The sequence below is a fragment of the Sphaerisporangium sp. NPDC049457 genome (assembly GCF_055586705.1).
Map to the genome: position 1 here is coordinate 23,186 of NZ_JBVJHR010000036.1, position 17,532 is coordinate 40,717.

A 17,532-nucleotide genomic window follows, 5' to 3' on the forward strand; every position below is an offset into this window, starting at 1 on the left:
AGCAATACAGAAGAACAGTGACCCGGCCCGGGGTGGATAGAGTTTATCGATATGGCCGCGCGACCATTCTCCTCCCCGGGCGGCCCGATGAATTCTCCTGCGCGTTACGGAATTCCGCGCGGGCCCGTCGGCGCCGGCGTCGACTCGCGCAGACCCGAAGGAGGACCTTCCGCATCATGACGATTTCCGTGGCACCGCACGCGCCGGCCGGCCCGGCCGATCGGATTCCGCTCTCCTTCAACCAGGAATTCCTCTGCAATTTCGACAAGGGCGACGAGGAGGGTCCGTTCGGGCCCAAGTACAACATCGTCTGCGGCTGGCGGCTGACCGGGGCCGTCGACGTCGCGACGCTGCAGGACGCCCTGGACGACGTGGTGACGCGCCACGAGTCGCTGCGCACGCTCATCGTCCGGACCGCCGAGACCAGGTATCAGGAGGTCCTCCCTGCGACCCCCGCGGCGCTGCTGGTGCACGACTTCACCGGCGTCGCCCCCGACGCGCGCGAGCTGCGCGCCGAGCAGCTGCTCATCGAGCTGGAGGCGGGCGCGTACGGCATCGGGGAGCTGCCCCTGCTGCGGGCGGTCCTCGGCCGGTTCGACGACGACGACGCGGTGCTCGTGCTGATCGCCCACCACACCGCGGCCGACGAGTGGTCCATGCGCCTGATCATGCGCGACCTGGTCGCCTGCTACGCGCTGCGCGACGGCCACCAGGTGGAGCTGCCCGAGGTGTGCCAGTACCGCGAGTACGCGCGCTGGGAGCAGGAGAGCGCCTCCGGCGACGCGTCGGCGCGCAAGCGCGCGTTCTGGCGCGACAACCTGCGTGACGCGCGCATCCTGGCGACGCCCACCGACCACCTGCGCTCGGCCGGCCTGCCGAAGGCCACCGCCTGGCACCGTTTCTGGATCCCCGCCGAGCTGACCTCCGGGGTGTTCGACATCGGCCGCGGCATGCGCAGTTCGCCGTTCATGGTGCTGCTGGCCGCCTACACCACGCTGCTGCGCAAGATGACGGGCGTCACCGACATCGTCGTGCCGACCTTCACCTCCGGGCGCGCCCAGCCGCGCTTCATGGACACGGTCGGGTCCTTCTTCAACTTCGTCCCGCTCCGCATCGACCTAGCCGGCTGCGACACCTTCCGCCAGGTCGTCGAGCGCACCCGGGCCACCTGCATCGCGGCGTACGGCCACGACATCCCGTTCGCCCAGGTGCTGGAAGAGGCGCCGGAGCTGATGCTCCCCTCGATCGCCGACGACCGCGCCGTGTGCGCCTTCCAGGTCTTCCGGTCGCCGCTGGCCGGCGAGGCGGAGTCGGCGGGCGGCCTCGCCTACTCCGAGATCCGCCGGCGGCTGCTGTCCCAGCCCGTGGGCGGGGACATCCCGGACGGCGCGATGTGGCACCTGGAGATCGACTCCTCGGGCGACATCGTCGGAACCCTCGGGTTCAACAGCAACCTGTTCGACAAGAGCACGATCACCCGCATGGCGTCGGAGTTCCACCAGGTGGTGGCGGACGCGGTCACCGCCCCCGATGCCCCGGTGCGGTGGACCTGACCGGCGAACGACGCGGACAGCCCCAGAACGTGACAGCCCCGAAACGTGACGGACCCGAGAACGTGACGGACCGAGGATCAGACGGACCGAGGACCTGACAGACCAGCGAACAGAGCCGGCGAGCGATCGCGAAGGCTCGCCGGGCAAGTGAGAGGACACCCAATGAGCACTGAGGGCACAGGGAAGCACACCATCGCCGAGATCGAGAAGAAGGTCGAGGACATCTGGAGGTCCGTCCTCCAGGTGCCGGAGGGCCACGAGACCGAGACCTTCTTCGAGCTGAACGGCGAGTCCATGGCCGCCAACCGGCTGGTGTCGCGCGTCGAGGGAGAGCTCGGCATCTTCATCGAGGTCGGCGACATCTTCGAGGAAGACCCGAACCTGACTGGTTTCGTCCGCAGCGTCGTCGCCAAGGCCGGCGACCCCACGCGGGTGTGACCACTGTGGGCCGGTCATCGGCGTCGCCCGCGCGCGGCCCGCGCGCGGGCGCGAGGACAACTCTCATCAGGAAAGGTGGTCTGCGATGGCGGGCCTGACCCGGGTGCGACCCGATGCCGACCTCGGTGAGGTCGTCGAGATCCTGGAGCGCGACGGCGCCGTCATCGTCGAGGACTTCGCCGACGCCGCCACACTGGCGGCGCTGTGGGACGACTTCGGACCGGCTCTCGACGCGTGCGAGTACAGCCAGGACTGGTACAACGGCAAGCGCACCCGCCGGGTGTCGTCGCTGTTCGCGCGCACCGCGCACCTCACGCCCGTCGTCACCCAGCCGCTGTACCTGGGGGCCGCGCGGGCGATCATGCAAAAGCCGGTGCCGATGTGGGTCGGCAAGTCGCGGGTCGAGATGACCCCGACGATCCAGATCAGCGGCACCCAGCTCATCCAACTGCACTCCGGGCAGGGCAAGCAGCCCCTGCACCGGGACGACGCGCTGCACCTGCGCCGCCACCCGGGGCCGACCAGCCGGGTGCAGCTCATGCTCGCCCTGAGCGAGTTCACCGCGGCCAACGGCGGCACCATGGTGATCCCCGGCAGCCACCACTGGGACGACGAGCGCGCCCCCGAGGCGGACGAGGCGTTCCCCACCGAGATGGCGGCCGGGTCCGGCCTGATCTGGCTGGGCGGCGTCTACCACGGCGGCGGCCGCAACGACACCGACACCCCGCGCACCGGGATGACCATCGCGCTGGACCTGGGCAACCTGCGCCAGGAGGAGAACCAGTACCTCGCGGTGCCCAAGGAGGCCGTGCTGGCCTACCCGGAGGAGGTGCGGCGCCTGCTCGGCTACGACCGCTGCCCGCCCGGCCTCGGCTGGTACGAGATGGAGGACCCCTACGTCGTCCTCGAAGGCGACACCGTCCCCGGCGTCCCCCTCGCCCCCGTCGCCCGCGTCTGACCGCGCCCCGCTGCCCCCCACTGCCCCGCCGACCGCCGCCGCGGGTGTCCCTATCGCAGGAACGCCGCGGTGGCGGCCACGAACCGCTCGGCGTCGTCGAGCCACGGGAAGTGCCCGGCTCGCGGCTGGACGGCGAGTTCGGCCCTGGGGAACAGCCCGGCGAGCTCGGTCATCGCCGCGGGAGGAGAGTTCAGGTCGACCTCACCGGCGAGGACCAGGACCGGCGAGGTGAAGCGGGTGAGCGCGGCGCGGGTGGTCTCCGGGTCGAAGGCGCCCGCCGAGCCGAAGGCGGCCGCGGCCTCGTCGTTCCGCTGCTCGTCCCCGGCGGCGTCGTGCGCCCGTGCCGCCTCGTCCCAGCGGCCGTACCAGAACGGCGCGATGGCCCGGAAGGCGTCGCCGGTGGCCCGCCCGGCCATGACCGCCTCCAGGGCCGCGAACGCCGCGGGGAACCACGGCTCGCCCTCGCGCAGCCGGGCGGTCGCCCGCCGGACGTCCTCGGTGATCGTGACGCCCACGGCCATGACGCTCGGGGTGATCAGCGCGAGCCTGCCGACCCGCTCCGGATGGCGGGCGGCGTAGAGCGTGCCCAGATTCGTGCCCGCGGAGTGGGCGAGCAGGTCCATCCGGTCCAGGCCGAGGTGCTCGCGCAGGGCCTCGACGTCGTCGACGAGCCGGTCACAGCGGTACGAGTCCGCGTCCCGCGGCACCGCCGATCCGCCGGCGCCCCGTGGATCCAGCATGATCAACCGCCGGTGCGCGGAGAGGCCGCCGAGGTCGCCGAGGTAGGCGGAGGCCCGCATGGGCCCGCCGGGCAGACAGACCACCGGCGAGCCGTCGCCGGACACGTGGTAGGCGAGCTTGGCGCCGTCGTACGAGGTGAAGAACTCCATGCGCGGCAGCCTGAGGGACGATGGCACTTTTCGGCCATCGTTTAGCGAGGGCTACATAATGGGCCTGGAACGCGGACGGAGCACATGACGGGCGTGGCCCGCGAAGGGCTCCGTGACGACAGGATGGTCGGCGGCGGATTTCGTGCCGAGGGCGGTCGGCGGCGGGCTTCGTGCCGAGGGCGGTCGGCGGGCCGGGTGATGGGGGCGGATGTCGGTCGAGATCAGGTTCACCGCGGCGTCGGTCGCGAAGGTGCGGTTCGCCATCTCACCGCTGGGCGAGACGGTGCTGGCGCTGCGCGTCCTGCTCGGCGCCGGCGGGCACGCGGTGCACCGGCCCTGGGTACGACGGGGGCGCCCGCTGGTGGCGGGCGAGCGCGAGCTGCCGCTGCTGCGCGCGCTCATCGCCGGCCCGCTGCCGTCGTTCCTGCTCCCGGTTCCGGGTGAGCGGCTGCCCACGATGGCGGCCGAACTGGACGTGCTGCGGGCCACAGAAGAGGGCTTCTTCCGGCAGGAGTACGGCGCGGTCACGAGCGTGCCGGCCGAGGACGCCCCCGAGCCGGCCGCGGTACTGCCACGGCTGGCCGAGGCGCTCCACCGCTGCCACGAGCTGCTGATCGCTCCGCACTGGGCCCGGATGCGCGCGGTGATGGAGGCCGACATCGGGCGGCGGGCGCTCACCCTGGTGGACGGCGGGGTGCAGGCGCTGTTCGCCGAGCTGCACCGGGACGTCGCCTGGGACGGCGGCCAGCTGGTGGTGCACGGCCGGCGCACGCCGCACTCCGTCTGGACGGTGGACACCGCCGGGCACGGCCTGGTCCTGCTGCCCACCGTCTTCAACTGGCCGAACGTGGGCGTCGACAAGTCCCCGGTCGCCGCCGCGTCGATCCGCTACCCAGCGGTGGGCGTCGGCCTGCTCTGGGAGCCGGCCCCGCCGACGCTGACGGGCCTGGTCCCGCTGCTGGGCCACACCAGGACGCGGATCCTGGCCGCCTTGGCCGAACCTTCGACGACCGGGGCCCTGGCCGCCCGCCTGGGCGTCACCCCGAGCGCGGTGTCGCAGCATCTGGGCACGCTGCGCGGGGCGGGCCTGGTGTCGACACAGCGCAGGGGCCGTACGGCACTCCACCTGCGCACCGAGCGAGCGGCCCACCTGCTGGGCCTCTCCACCTCGCAAGACGGCTGACACGGCGGTCCGCAAGGCGGCCGACGCGGCGGTCCGGGAGGGTGCCGACGCGGCGGTCCGGGGAAGGCGGCGACCGGTGACCTGTCACCGCCCCCGGGGCCGGGTGCGGCCCCGGGGACGTGCGGATCAGGGGTTGAGGGTGTTGCCGTTGCCCATGCGGCGGAGGTGGTCGAAGGAGGACAGGTCGGGGACCGTCCAGCCGTCCAGGTCGTACTCGCTGAGGCACTGGTCGACGAAGGCCTTGTAGCCGTCCACCTCGCCGCCCACCAGCTGGGCGTTCAGCAGCTCGACCCGGGTGTTCTCGTGGTTGCCGGCGTAGTTGCGCTCGTACAGCTCGTGCCGGCCGCCGAACTCGGTGCCGATGGCGTCCCACAGCAGCTTCATGACCTTGATGCGCTCGACCGCGTCGCTGCCGTCCGACCCGCGGACGTACTTGTCCAGGTACGGCCGGATGTCGGGGTTCTTGAAGTCCTCGGAGCTGGAGTTGATGTAGATCAGCCCGCTGGCGATGTCCTGCTGGATGATCTCCTTGATCCGCGGGTAGCCGGTCTGCATGAACCACCGGTAGGCCAGCCCGTACGCGGGGTTGGGCAGCAGCGCGCCGTCCTTCCATTCCACGGGGTTGCGCGCCGCGGCGTCGGAGAACGCCCAGAACAGGTTGCGCCACGCGAGGACCTCGCCGATGCGGGTCTGCACGCCGCGGAAGTCCTTGGTGCCGGTCATCTCGGTGGCCTTGACGAGCAGCCCGGCGATGAACTCCAGCTTCACGGCCAGTCGTGTGCAACCGTGGAACGTGAAGCGCTCGAAGAAGCCCGAGCGTCCGGTGAACAGCAGCGCCTTGCCGAGGTTGCCGTAGACGAAGACGTTCTCCCACGGGATGAGCACCTTGTCCAGCACCAGGATGGTGTCGTTCTCGTCCAGCCGCGAGGAGAGCGGGTAGTCGAACGGCGTCCCCATCACCGTGGCGGTGGTGGAGTAGGACGGCCGGCAGATGAGCTTCATGCCCTTGGCGTCCATGGGGATGGTGGCGACCAGCGCGAACTTCTTGTCCTTGATGGGCAGCCCGTAGTGGGCGATGAAGTTGTAGTGGGTGAGCGCCGACCCGGTGGCCACGACCTTGGCGCCGCTGACCACGAGCCCCGCGTCGGTCTCCTTCTCCACGTGCACGAACACGTCGGCGACCTCGTCCGGCGGCCGGTTGCGGTCGACCGGCGGGTGGACGATCGCGTGGTTCCAGTACAGGACCTTCTCCTGCGACTCCTTGTACCAGCGCCTGGCGTTGTCGGCGAAGGGCTCGTAGAAGTCGGCGTTGGCGCCGAGCGTGCCGAGGAAGGACGCCTTGTAGTCGGGGCTGCGTCCCATCCAGCCGTAGCTCATCCGCGCCCATTCGGCGATGGCCTGCTGGTCGGCGACCAGGTCCTCCACGCTGTGCGGCGTCGTGAAGAACCGGTGGGTGTAGCCGTCGCTTCCCGTGTCGGTCGGCTTGGTCAGGACGTCCCGCTTGTCGGGGTCGTGCAGCGCGTCGTACAGGCGCGCCGTCATCCTGATGGGATTGTGGAACGCCGGGTGCGAGGTGACGTCCTTCACGCGCTCGCCGTACAGGTAGATCTCGCGGTCGTCGCGCAGGCTCTCGATGTACTCGTCGCCGGTCAACGGGCGCGTCTTCGGCCGCTCGGCGGCCGCGCCGTTGGCGCCGTTGGCGGGGGCCGTGTCGGCGGGCGCCGGACTTCTTTCCTCTACGTGCACCTCAACTCCTCGATGAATCGGTAGCCGTCGAGCCGGCCGTCCAGGAGACGTGCCGGGAAAGCACGCCCCGGGAAAGGACACGCCCGAAGAAAAGTCCGCTGTCGCACGCGCGTGCCGGAGGCAGGCCGCAGCCGTGGTGTCACCGGCGACACGTTCCGCTCGGCGACGGTGACGGGCGGGCACACCGGAAGCCTGTCGCGGAGCTTAATGTTCACATCCGGCATTGACCCGGCACATCTCTCACATTGCGGTCCACGGCCTGAGAAATGGGCGTTCGGCACTTCAGAAGATGCGTTATCGGAACGGCCGGTGCGACCGTCGGATGGTGAGCATCGGCGGCCGGCGTTCCGGCCACATGCGAATTCGGGCCAGCCGGCGCGCCTGCCGGTCCCGCCTTTTCTCGCCGGACTTATCTAGGAGGATATGGTGCTGACGACCGACGTTCCGACGCGGGACGAGCTCGTCCGTCGCGCGTCCGAACTGGTGCCGCTCCTGCGCGGGCACGCGGCCTGGGCGGAGGAGAACCGCCGCATCCACGAGGAGTCCATCGAGGCCCTGGCGGAGGCGGGCGTCTTCAAGATGCGGGTGCCCGCCCGCTACGGCGGCTACGAGTCCGACACGCGCACCCTGGTCGACGTCGCCTCCGAGCTCGGCAGGGCCGACGGTTCCACCTCCTGGGTCGCGTCGGTGTACTGGATCCCGACGTGGATGGCGAGCATGTTCCCCGAGCACGTCCTGGACGAGGTGTTCGCCACCCCCGACGTGCGCGTCTGCGGGACGCTGAGCCCGACCGGCATGGCCGCCAAGGTCGACGGCGGCGTCATCGTCAACGGCAAGTGGGGCTTCATCAGCGGCGCCCTGCACGCCCACTACCAGGTTCTCGTCGCCATCCAGATCGGCGGCGAGGGCGAGCCCATGCCGATCGCCATCGTCGTGCCGATCTCCGACCTGACGATCGTCGACGACTGGCACACCTCGGGCCTGAAGGGCACCGGCAGCGTCACCACGATCGCCCAGGACCTGTTCATCCCCGACGACCGCGTGCTCCCCCTGCCCCTGGTGCTGCAGGGCCAGGCGGCGTCGCCGGACGTCGCGGGCCGCCCGATCTACAGCTCGCCGCTGCTCCCGGTCGCCTCGGCGTCCTCGGTCGGCACGCTGATCGGCCTGGCCAGGGCCGCCAAGGAGACCTTCCTCGACCGGCTGCCCGGCCGCAAGATCACCTACACCGGGTACGACAGCCAGGCCGAAGCGCCGCTGACCCACCTCCAGGTCGCCGAGGGCGTCATGAAGATCGACGAGGCCGAGTTCCACGCCCACCGGCTGGCGACGCTCGTCGACAGCAAGGGCGCCGCCGGCGCGGAGTGGACGATCGAGGAGCGCGCGCTGGCCCGCGCCGACATGGGCGCGGTGGTCAAGCTGGCCAAGGAGGCCGTGGACATCTTCGCCGCGGCGAGCGGCGGGTCGTCCATCTACAGCAACGTGCCGATCCAGCGGATCAGCCGTGACGTCCACGCCGCCAACCTGCACGCTCTGATGCACCCGAACACCAACGCCGAGCTTTACGGCCGGATCCTCTGCGGTCTTGAGCCCAACACGCTCTACATCTGACGGCAGAGACGACAGAAGGGCCCTGACATGACCATCACCAGCACCGACGCCCCCGCCATAACCGACACCGACCGGGCCGCCGTCGTCTCCGTCCCGAGCCGCATCGTCGCGGCGTGGGCGAGCCACAACGCCAAGGCCTTCGCCGAGGTCTTCACCCCGGACGGCACCATGATCCTCCCGGGCGCGTACAGCAAGGGCACGGCGGACATCGAGAACTTCATGACCGGGGCCTTCGCCGGCCCCTACAAGGGCACCCAGGTCACCGGCCTGCCCATCGACATGCGGTTCCTGAACGCCGACACCGCCCTGGTGATCACCCAGGGCGGCGTGCTCGCCCCGGGCGAGAACAAGGTGCACCCCGACCGCGCCGTCCGCGCCACCTGGGTCGTCGCCCGGCACGAGGGCGAGTGGAAGCTCGCCGCCTACCAGAACAGCCCTCTCGGGACCGCCTGACCGGCGAGCCGCATCGCCTCCCAGGGGCCGTGCCAGGCGTACTCCGCGCGAAACCGCGCGACCGCCCGGCCGGTCCCATCGGCGTTCCCACCCGCCGCCGTTCCCACCCGCCGCCGTCCCCAGCCCCGGCGGGAACGTCCCCCGGCCCGGCTGATAACCCGGATGACCGGGGCCGGCCGCGCCGCCGGCCGGCGGTTCTCCGGCCGGACGGCTTGACGGCCCGCCGGGTGTGTATCGCCCTGCGGGTCTTCTTCCACGTTGCTGGATGGGCCGCACCGCGTTGACGTGCGCTTTGTCGGCCATGTTCCATGGGAGTCGTGTCAGCCCCTCGTCCGATCCGCGACGCGTGCCGGGGCGCCGGATGCCGGGGAAGCCCGGATCACGGCTCGGTCGGTGGCGACGACCCTGCGCCGGCGGCGTCCGGCCACGGGTGGAGAGGCCTTCCATGGGGCCTCCCATGGGGTCTTCGGCGGTCCGCAGATCCGTCGCGAGGAGTTGACGATGGTGCCCACGCCCGACGGCTTGCGGCCGACGATCTCCGCACCACCCCCGCCGGAGTGCCTCGACGAGGTCGCCGAGTGCCTTGGCGGTGAGGTGTACCTGGCCTACGCCCACCGTCCCGAGTCCGGAGTGGTCGCCGTCGTGGGGCACTTCTCCGCCGAGACGGCGCTCGGCAGGGCCAAGACGCGGGCCGCGTCCCTGGACGCGCTGCACCGGCTGCCGGACGGGGTCGCCCGGCCCTGCGCGCCGGACGACCACAGGGACCTGTGCCTGTCGGAGTTCATGCCGGACCCGCCCGCCGGCCGCTTCGCGCGCGTCGCGGGCACCGGCCTGCTGAGCCGCGAGCGGTACATGCTCCCGGCGGAGGTCGTGTGGATGGGCGACCGGGACTGCCGGGTGGAGCCCACCGCGGTGGGCGTGATCGGCGACGGCGACGACGGCGTGTCGGGCGCGATCGCCGACCTGCTGGCGCACGACATGGTCACGCGCTGGTGGGCGAGCCCGCGCATGCCGCTGCTGCGGGTCTCTCAGCACCTGGCCGAGATGATCCCCGAGGGCGCAGCCGAGGCGGCGGCCGCCCTGGGGCTCCGGGTGTCGGCGTTCGCGCTGCCCGGCCCGGACTTCCAGATCGCCGTGGTGGGCGTGTGCGCCGAGGGCACCACGATCGCGACCGCGGCCGCGCGCACGGTCGGCGAGGCGGTCTCCGAGGCGTTCCTGCGGGCGCTGGCCGCGCGCGCCCAGCCGTGGAACACCCTGTCGACCGCCGACTCGCTGCGCCGGCTCACCGTATGGCACCGCGAGGTCGACTACCTGGCCTATCTGGAGTGGTCCGCGCTGGACGCCGACGCCTCGGCGTTCGACCCGCCCGGCCCCGAGGACGAGACGCCGAGCTGGGCCGACATCGCCTGCCGCCGGTTCGGGCACGAGCCCGTCGTGGTCACACTGGGAGAGGCCGGCGAAGCGGTGAAGGTGGTATGCCCCGGCGCCGCGTGCTACCGCACCGTCCCCCCCGGCACCACGCTCCCCTGCCCGGTCCCCTGACCCGAAGTCCGTCGTACGGCGCCCGGCTCGGCGAAGTGGGCTAGGGGTGGGTTCGGGGGGTTTCGCGGCGGTCGTGGACGAGGCGCCACAGGAACTCGCCGAACATCTCGCGCTCGTCGAGGGTGAACGGGGCGAGGAAGGTGTCCAGGGCGTTCAGCATGGCGGGGCCGAGCTTGTGGCGCAGCAGCGCCTGTCCCTCGCTGGTCAGGCCGATGGCGTACTTGCGCCGGTCATCGGGGTTGCGGGCACGCTGCACCAGGCCCATGCGCTCCAGGCCGTCCACGACGCTGACCATGGTGGTGCGGTCGATGCCGTGCGTGCGGGCGAGCTGCTGCTGGGACTGCGGGCCCACCGAGTCGATGGCCGTGAGCACGATGACGTCCTTCGAGCGCAGGCCGAACGGCTCCACAGCCGCTTCCAGGAGCTCGTCGAACAGGTCGCCGGCCTTGCCGAGCAGGATGCCGGTGGAGCCGGGGGCGAACTCCGGCGAAGGTATGTGGGAATTCGAAGAATCAGCGCTCACAGACGTGCCTTTCGGTGTCACCTGTCCCGAAATGTGCGGCATGCCGCACATTAAGCACGGCTCCGTCTGGCACGAGTGTCACACGCTGAGATGGGCGGCGCAACCGACGGTCACGAATGCGATCGTCAGTGGCACTGATTGACGGTGTTGCTGATGATCTGTCAAAATACTATCCAGTGAGGGGCGAGTGAGGGTGTCGGCCAGAGGTTCGCCGATCGGTGGTGAGGGAGGTCCTCATGTCCGACAGACCAGCCGTCCCCGACGCCGGGACCACGTGGGACCAGATACGCGATATCTGGGACGAGGTCCGCGAGATCGTCACGGCGTGGGAGGCCGCGCAGGCGGCCGAGGAGCCGGAATGCTGATCGTCGACGCGGAATGCCGATCCTCGTCGCGGAAAGCCGATCGGCGGCCCGGAGCGTCGATCGGCGGCCGTGCGGGCCGACCGGCCCGGACCCGAAGGCTGCCGGCCGGGTGAAGGCGACCGGCCGGGCCTGAAGGCGATCGGCGGACGCGGGAAGGCCGGGGGTCATGGGTGGGAACGGGCGCGAGTCCGCGCCGGCGGCGCGGACGCTCGCCGAGTCCGTCGGCTGGCTGCTCAACGACGTGGCCCGTGAGCTCACGCAGCGGCTGGAGGAGGCGCTCAGGGGCGACGACCTGCGCTGGCGCGACTACGGCGTGCTCGTCGTGCTGGAATCGGCCGGACCGCTGTCCCAGCAGGAGATCGGCCGGCGGCTCGCCGTCGACCGCTCGACGATGGTGCACGTCATCGACCTGCTGGAGCAGCGGGGCCTGGTCGCGCGCGGCCGCGACCGGGCCGACCGGCGCGCCTACGCCATCGAGCTCACCGACGCCGGACGGACGCTCCTGACGGACGTGCTGCACCCGCTGACCGCCGAGGTCCACGAGCGGGTGCTCGGCCCCCTGGGACCCCAGGATCGCGACGCCCTGACCCGTATCCTCGGCCGGCTCACCCGTGGCGGCTGAGCAGAGCAATATGCGAGAAACGCAGACTATCTAGATCCCTGATAGTTGGTATGTATACGAATCCATGGAGCCGGGCACGGGGCGAAGGGCCCTGATCCCCCCTGAGTGAGGTACATGGCCAGGAGGCGAGCCATGGACATTTCCGTCATCGGTGTTCCCGCGGACGCACTGGAGATCTACCGGTACTTCCTGCGACACCGTGGCGACGGCATCGGCTCGATCAGGCAGGCGCTCGACCTGGACCCCGACACCATCGAGGCCGCCGTCGACACCCTCGATCGACTGTCCCTGCTCGACCTCACCGACCGGCACCGCGTCATGGCCACCGAGCCGCGCATCGGCATCGAGCGCCTCATCGAGCAACGCCTCAACGAGCTCAACTCCGAGATCCGGCGCGTGCTCGGCGCGCGGGACGCCATCGCCTCGCTCGTCGAGGACCAGCAGCACGGCGAGAACGCCAACTCCATGCTCGACATCGAGCGGGTCGAGGGCCTGGACCGCGTGCGCCAGCGGCTGGACGACCTGGGCTTCTTCTCCTACAAGGAGACCCTGTGCCTGCACCCGGGCGGGCCGCTGTCGCGGGGCGCCATCGAGACGGCGCTGCCGCTGGACACCCGCTCGCTGCGCCGCGGCCTGGCGGTGAAGGCCGTCTACCATCCCAAGGCGCTCGACGACCCCAACATGGTGGCGTACCTGCGCGAGCTGACGAGCCTCGGCGGCCAGGTCCACATCACCGAAGATCCCTTCGACCGCATGCTGATCTTCGACCGCAGCATCGCGGTGGTGCCCATCCATCCCAAGGAGAGCGCCCGCGGCGCCCTGCTGGTGAAGGAGCCCGGCCTGGTCTCGCAGCTCGTCACCTATTTCGACGGCGTATGGGACGGCGCCACCGATTTCAAGGAATACACCGAGCCGAGCTCGGACGCGCCGCTTCTTTCCGATCTGGAACGTCAGGTCCTCGCCGTCATGGCGACGGCGGACAAGGACGAGATCGCGGCGCGCGAAATCGACGTCTCCGTCCGCACTTATCGCCGTTATGTCGCCGATCTCATGGCGCGGCTCGGCGCCGTCAATCGTTTCCAGGCCGCATTGCGCGCCAAAGAAGAGGGCTGGATCTGACCGCGGGCGCCCCGCGCACACTCGGAGATGACAGAGGCCGCTTACAAGCTTTTGACTGGTGTGAATCAGAGGAGATGGTCTGATGCTGGTTTGCGTCACCGGGGGCACGGGATTCGTCGGAGCCCATTCTGTCGCGGCGCTGGTCCGCGACGGCCACCGCGTCCGCATGCTGGTCCGCGACCCCGCGAAGGCCGCCCCCGCGCTGGCGCCCTTCCACCTCGGCCGCGACGCCGTCGAGACCGTCACCGGCGACGTCACCGACGTCGCCTCCGTGGCGAGGGCCGTGCGCGGCGCCGACGCCGTGCTGCACGCCGCTTCGGTGTACTCCTTCGACAGCAGGCTCCACGCGCGGATGCGGCAGGTCAATGAGCGCGGTACGCAGATCGTGCTGGACGCCGCGCGCCGCGCCGGCGCGGGCCTGATCGTCCACGTGTCCAGCGTCGTCGCGCTGTTCCCAGCACCCGGCCGCTTCGTGGACGCCGGCTCGCCCGTCGGCCGTCCCCGCGAGACCTACATGGCCAGCAAGGCGGCGGCCGAGACGGTGGCGCGCCGGCACCAGGACGAGGGGGCGCCGGTGGCGATCACCTATCCGCCCGCGCTGCTCGGCCCGCACGACCCCAACATGGGCGACCAGGTCTCGCGGGTGCGCGCGGTGCTGCGCGGGCTGACGCCCCTGTGGCCGCTGGGCGGCTTCCCGGTGGGCGACGTCCGCGACACCGCCGCGCTGCACGCCGCCCTGGTGGCCGCGCCGGACCGGGCGCTGCGCTCCAGCCCGGGCGAGGGCGCCGTGCCCGGCCGGGAACCTGAACCCGCCGCCGGCGGAGCGGGCGCGCCCGGCCGCCATTTCGGGCCGGGACACTATCTGTCCACCCGGCGGTACATGGACGTGCTGCGCGAGGTCACCGGGCGCGCGCTGCCGGCGGCCTTCCTGCCCGCCGGCGCGATGCTCCCGGTGGGCGTGCTCGCCGGCCTGATCCAGCGGGTGTGGCCCTGGCACATCCCCGCCGAGTACGGAGCCATCTACACATGCGCCTGCGCCACGCGGGTGGCCGACCACGCCGGCGCCTTCGGCGTCAGCCCCCGGCCGATCGCCGAGACGGTCGGCGACACCGTGCGCTGGCTGTACGAGAACGGCCGCCTGTCGGCCCGCCAGGCTGGGCTGGAACGGCCGAGCCTGGCGTCCGCGGGCGCGCGATGAGGGGAGAGGGCGCCATGACCGAGCAGATCGCGACGAGCCCGAGCCTGGACGTCCCGGCGCCGGAGCCGTTGTCCGCCGTCGAGATCGACTTCGTCCCGGTCGCCGTGCCCCGGCGGCCGAACGGTGCCACCGGGGCCGAGGAGCGCCGGAGCGGCCGGCCGGCGGAGGAGACGCCGTCCGGGCAGCCGGCCCGGTCGATGGAGGCGCTGCGCGAGCGGCACGGCGGGCTGCGCCAGGGCATCGTCGACGGCCGCCGCGAGGGCGTCGAGCGCCAGCACCGCCTGGGCAAAGGAACGGCCCGCGAGCGCATCGCGATGCTGCTGGACGAGGGCTCGTTCGTCGAATTGGACATGTACCGGCGTCACCAGGCGCACGGCCTGCGCATGGAGGAGAGCCGGCCGCACACCGACGGCGTGGTCACCGGCTCCGGCACGATCGACGGCCGGCGGGTGTTCGTCTACGCCCAGGACTTCACGATCTTCGGCGGCTCGCTCGGCGCGGGACACGCGGCCAAGATCCACAAGGTGATGGACCTGGCCATCTCCACCGGCTCGCCGCTCATCGGCCTCATCGACAGCGGGGGAGCCCGCATCCAGGAGGGCGTGGTCGCGCTCAGCGGGTACGGCGGCATCTTCCAGCGCAGCGTCCAGGCGTCCGGCGTCATCCCCCAGATCAGCGTGGTCCTCGGGCCGTGCGCGGGCGGCGCCGCCTACACCGTGGCGCTCGCCGACTTCGCGTTCATGGTGCGCGACACCGCGCAGATGTACCTCACCGGGCCCGACGTCGTCGCGGCGGTGACCGGCAAGCGGTACACCCACGCCGAGCTCGGCGGCGCCGACGTGCACGGCAAGAAGTCCGGCGTGGCGACGTTCGTGCACGACGACGAGGAGAGCTGCCTTGAGGAAGTGCGCTACCTGATCTCGCTGCTCCCCGGCAACAACCTGGAGTTCCCGCCGAGCGCGCCGCCCTGCGACGCCACCACGGACGTCCGCCCCCGCCTCGCCGAGATCGTCCCGGTCGAGCCGAACAAGCCCTACGACATGCGGCTGATCGTCGCCGAGCTGGTGGACGACGGCGAGTACCTGGAGCTGCACGAGGACTGGGCGCAGAACGTCATCTGCGTGCTGGCCCGCATCGACGGCGAGGTGGTGGGCATCGTCGGCAACCAGCCCATGGTGCTGGCCGGCGTGCTCGACGTCTCCGCCTCGCAGAAGGCCGCGCGCTTCGTGCGGTTCTGCGACGCCTTCAGCATCCCGCTGGTGTCGCTGATCGACGTCCCCGGCTTCCTGCCCGGCGCCGACCAGGAGTACGCCGGGATCATCCGGCACGGTGCCAAGCTGCTGTACGCCTACTGCGAGGCGACGGTGCCGCGCATCCACGTCATCGTGCGCAAGGCCTACGGCGGCGCGTACATCGTGATGGACTCGCGCACCATCGGCACCGACCTGTCCCTGGCGTGGCCGACCAACGAGGTCGCCGTCATGGGCGCGGAGGGCGCCGTGAACATCATCTTCCGCAAGGAGCTGGCCGCCGCCGCCGACCCCGCCGAGCTGCGGGCCGAGCTGGTCGGCGAGTACACCGAGCAGCTCATGCACCCGCACTACGCGGCCGAGCGCGGCCTGGTCGACGACGTCATCGACCCGGTGGACACCCGCGCCGCGGTCGCCAGGGGCCTTGCGATGCTGCGCAACAAGCGCAAGCCCTCGCCGCAGCGCAAACACGGGAACGTGCCGCTGTGAATTCGCGCGAAAACGGTCGCGCGTCCCGGTGAGATGCGCCCGCCGCGCGATGGCCGCCCCATTTCACGGGCTCGGGCGGGCGCGCGAGCGAAATACAGCAAATTCGAAGAAGAATCACCTGTCGCCCGACCGGAACAATTGACTTCGGCGTTTCCCGGCATTCGCGCGCGCGAGGCCGGGAAAGCGCCCGTACGCGCCGGGGCGCGCGGCGGGCACACGGTCATATCCCGGGATCGAGGTTTGCGCATGGCGACCGAGACAGTTTCGGCGGCACCCCTGAACGGGTCCGCGCTCAACGGCCGTTACCACCGGATCGCGCTGAACATCTTCGCGTTCATCGTGGTGGCCCACTGGGCCGAGCACATCGTCCAGGCCATCCAGCTGTGGGTGCTCGGCTGGCCCCCCAAGCAGTCGCTGGGCCTCATCGGGTCGCTGTACCCCCCTGCCTTCACCTCCGAGTGGATGCACTACGGCTACGCGCTGGTCATGCTCATCGGCCTCATCATCCTCAGGAAGGCGTTCACCGGCACGGCCCGCACGTGGTGGAACATCTCGCTCGGCATCCAGGTGTGGCACCACTTCGAGCACCTGCTGCTGCTCGTCCAAGCGCAGATGGGCTGGCACCTGGCCGGCCGTCCCGTGCCCACCAGCATCGTGCAGCTCATCGCGCCGCGCGTGGAGCTCCACCTGTTCTACAACGCGATCGTCTTCATCCCGATGGTCGTGGCCATGGTCCGCCACCTGCGCCCCTCCCCGTCCGAGCGCGCCATCATGGCCTGCACCTGCGCGGCGCGCGCATGACGGAGGGACGTTCAAGGCAGGGACGCTCCCCGGTCTTCGCCGCGGCGCTGACGCTCGTGGGGGCGTTCCTGCTGTACCTCGCCATCCCCAACATCGGCCCGGTCGTTCGCGCGGCGCGGGCCGATGGCGTTCCCGGGGTGTTCACCGCCGAGACGCTCTCGTGCGTCTCGCATCCGGGACACGAGAGTTGCTCGTGGAGCGGGGAGTTCCGCTCCGACGACGGCGCCGTCCGGCATGACGACATCGTCCTCTACGGCGCCGACCGGGAGACCCTGCGAGCCGGGGAGCACACCCGGGCGGTCGACACCGGGCGGACCGGACGGGTCTACGGACCGGGCGGATCCCGCGAGTGGATCTTCACCGCGCTGCTGACGCTCGCCGGCCTGGCCGTCATCCTGTTCGCCTGGGCCCGGCCGCTGCGGCCGCTGCTGTCGCGTTCGCGTACGCGATCCCCGTCCGCGTCCGCGTCCGCGTCCGCGTCCCCGTCCCCGTCCGCGTCCGCGTCCGCGTCCCCGTCCCCGTCCGCGTCCCCGTCCGCGTCCCCGACGCCGGACGCCGTGCCCGCGCGCGGCGGACCCGGCGGATGAGGCGCCACCAGGCAGAGGGCACGGAGCCGCGGAGCGCCACCCGGCAGGGCGACGGCGCGCGGTACGGCGCGGTGTCGCAGGGCGGCGCGCGGCAGGGCGGGGGGGGGGGGGGGGGGGGGGGGGGGGGGGCGGACCCCCCCCCCCCCCCCCCCCCCCCCCCCTCCCCTCTCCCCCCCCCCCCCCCCCCCGCCCTCCCCCCCCCCCCCG

17 protein-coding genes are annotated in these 17,532 nt (G+C 71.5%); 14 read left to right on the forward strand and 3 right to left on the reverse strand.

The genetic code is table 11. The features are described 5' to 3' along the window. The first annotated feature begins 176 nt into the window (after positions 1 to 176). From ACZ6QO_RS36940 to ACZ6QO_RS36950, 3 genes are all read left to right on the forward strand, one after another. A complete protein-coding gene (locus tag ACZ6QO_RS36940) occupies positions 177 to 1,553 on the forward strand; it encodes a condensation domain-containing protein (RefSeq protein ID WP_465858024.1) in 1,377 nt (458 codons plus the stop codon). Between the two features lie 162 nt (positions 1,554 to 1,715). Further along, positions 1,716 to 1,991, forward strand: coding sequence for a phosphopantetheine-binding protein (locus ACZ6QO_RS36945; protein WP_465858026.1), 276 nt, complete (start codon positions 1,716 to 1,718; stop codon positions 1,989 to 1,991). 85 nt (positions 1,992 to 2,076) lie between these two features. Continuing rightward, the gene (locus ACZ6QO_RS36950) at positions 2,077 to 2,949 is read left to right on the forward strand and encodes a phytanoyl-CoA dioxygenase family protein (protein WP_465858028.1); all 873 of its coding nucleotides are present in this window, start codon (positions 2,077 to 2,079) and stop codon (positions 2,947 to 2,949) included. 50 nt (positions 2,950 to 2,999) lie between these two features. Here ACZ6QO_RS36950 and ACZ6QO_RS36955 read toward each other — a convergent pair whose 3' ends face one another. Beyond that, the gene (locus ACZ6QO_RS36955; protein ID WP_465858030.1) at positions 3,000 to 3,839 is read right to left on the reverse strand and encodes an alpha/beta fold hydrolase; all 840 of its coding nucleotides are present in this window, start codon (positions 3,837 to 3,839) and stop codon (positions 3,000 to 3,002) included. Positions 3,840 to 4,047: 208 nt separating this feature from the next. Between ACZ6QO_RS36955 and ACZ6QO_RS36960 the strand changes: the two genes are divergently transcribed. Further along, positions 4,048 to 5,022, forward strand: a complete 975-nt coding sequence (locus ACZ6QO_RS36960; RefSeq protein WP_465858032.1) for an ArsR/SmtB family transcription factor — start codon at positions 4,048 to 4,050, stop codon at positions 5,020 to 5,022. Positions 5,023 to 5,148: 126 nt separating this feature from the next. Here ACZ6QO_RS36960 and ACZ6QO_RS36965 read toward each other — a convergent pair whose 3' ends face one another. Then, the gene (locus ACZ6QO_RS36965) at positions 5,149 to 6,768 is read right to left on the reverse strand and encodes a 4-hydroxyphenylacetate 3-hydroxylase family protein (protein WP_465858034.1); all 1,620 of its coding nucleotides are present in this window, start codon (positions 6,766 to 6,768) and stop codon (positions 5,149 to 5,151) included. 423 nt (positions 6,769 to 7,191) lie between these two features. Here ACZ6QO_RS36965 and ACZ6QO_RS36970 point away from each other — a divergent pair, with 423 nt between their 5' ends. The 3 genes from ACZ6QO_RS36970 to ACZ6QO_RS36980 all read left to right on the forward strand — a co-directional run bounded on the left by ACZ6QO_RS36970 (position 7,192) and on the right by ACZ6QO_RS36980 (position 10,371). Further along, positions 7,192 to 8,376 (forward strand): acyl-CoA dehydrogenase family protein, encoded by a 1,185-nt coding sequence (locus ACZ6QO_RS36970; RefSeq protein ID WP_465858035.1) that lies wholly within the window; start codon positions 7,192 to 7,194, stop codon positions 8,374 to 8,376. Between the two features lie 27 nt (positions 8,377 to 8,403). Beyond that, on the forward strand, positions 8,404 to 8,829 hold the full coding sequence (locus tag ACZ6QO_RS36975) for an SgcJ/EcaC family oxidoreductase (protein ID WP_465858036.1): 426 nt from the start codon (positions 8,404 to 8,406) through the stop codon (positions 8,827 to 8,829). Positions 8,830 to 9,330: 501 nt separating this feature from the next. After that, positions 9,331 to 10,371, forward strand: coding sequence for a hypothetical protein (locus tag ACZ6QO_RS36980; protein WP_465858038.1), 1,041 nt, complete (start codon positions 9,331 to 9,333; stop codon positions 10,369 to 10,371). 40 nt (positions 10,372 to 10,411) lie between these two features. Here ACZ6QO_RS36980 and ACZ6QO_RS36985 read toward each other — a convergent pair whose 3' ends face one another. Further along, on the reverse strand, positions 10,412 to 10,894 hold the full coding sequence (locus tag ACZ6QO_RS36985) for a MarR family winged helix-turn-helix transcriptional regulator (RefSeq protein ID WP_465858039.1): 483 nt from the start codon (positions 10,892 to 10,894) through the stop codon (positions 10,412 to 10,414). A gap of 236 nt (positions 10,895 to 11,130) precedes the next feature. On the opposite strand from ACZ6QO_RS36985, the gene ACZ6QO_RS36990 reads away from it, so the two are divergent. The 7 genes from ACZ6QO_RS36990 (at position 11,131) to ACZ6QO_RS37020 (ending at position 17,325) form a co-directional block, all read left to right on the forward strand. Further along, positions 11,131 to 11,259, forward strand: coding sequence for a hypothetical protein (locus tag ACZ6QO_RS36990; protein ID WP_465858040.1), 129 nt, complete (start codon positions 11,131 to 11,133; stop codon positions 11,257 to 11,259). A gap of 166 nt (positions 11,260 to 11,425) precedes the next feature. Then, complete coding sequence (locus tag ACZ6QO_RS36995) at positions 11,426 to 11,881, forward strand: MarR family winged helix-turn-helix transcriptional regulator (RefSeq protein WP_465858042.1); 456 nt, start codon at positions 11,426 to 11,428, stop codon at positions 11,879 to 11,881. 132 nt (positions 11,882 to 12,013) lie between these two features. Further along, positions 12,014 to 13,000 (forward strand): helix-turn-helix transcriptional regulator, encoded by a 987-nt coding sequence (locus ACZ6QO_RS37000; RefSeq protein WP_465858044.1) that lies wholly within the window; start codon positions 12,014 to 12,016, stop codon positions 12,998 to 13,000. Between the two features lie 82 nt (positions 13,001 to 13,082). Continuing rightward, the gene (locus ACZ6QO_RS37005; protein WP_465858046.1) at positions 13,083 to 14,198 is read left to right on the forward strand and encodes an SDR family NAD(P)-dependent oxidoreductase; all 1,116 of its coding nucleotides are present in this window, start codon (positions 13,083 to 13,085) and stop codon (positions 14,196 to 14,198) included. Between the two features lie 14 nt (positions 14,199 to 14,212). After that, on the forward strand, positions 14,213 to 15,937 hold the full coding sequence (locus ACZ6QO_RS37010) for an acyl-CoA carboxylase subunit beta (RefSeq protein WP_465858048.1): 1,725 nt from the start codon (positions 14,213 to 14,215) through the stop codon (positions 15,935 to 15,937). A 246-nt stretch (positions 15,938 to 16,183) separates the two neighbouring features. Further along, complete coding sequence (locus ACZ6QO_RS37015; RefSeq protein ID WP_465858050.1) at positions 16,184 to 16,738, forward strand: hypothetical protein; 555 nt, start codon at positions 16,184 to 16,186, stop codon at positions 16,736 to 16,738. Beyond that, positions 16,735 to 17,325 carry a hypothetical protein gene (locus ACZ6QO_RS37020; RefSeq protein ID WP_465858052.1) on the forward strand — a complete coding sequence of 197 codons (591 nt, stop codon included), beginning with the start codon at positions 16,735 to 16,737 and terminating at the stop codon, positions 17,323 to 17,325. Before ACZ6QO_RS37015 ends, ACZ6QO_RS37020 begins: the two co-directional genes overlap by 4 nt. Positions 17,326 to 17,532: the final 207 nt, after the last annotated feature.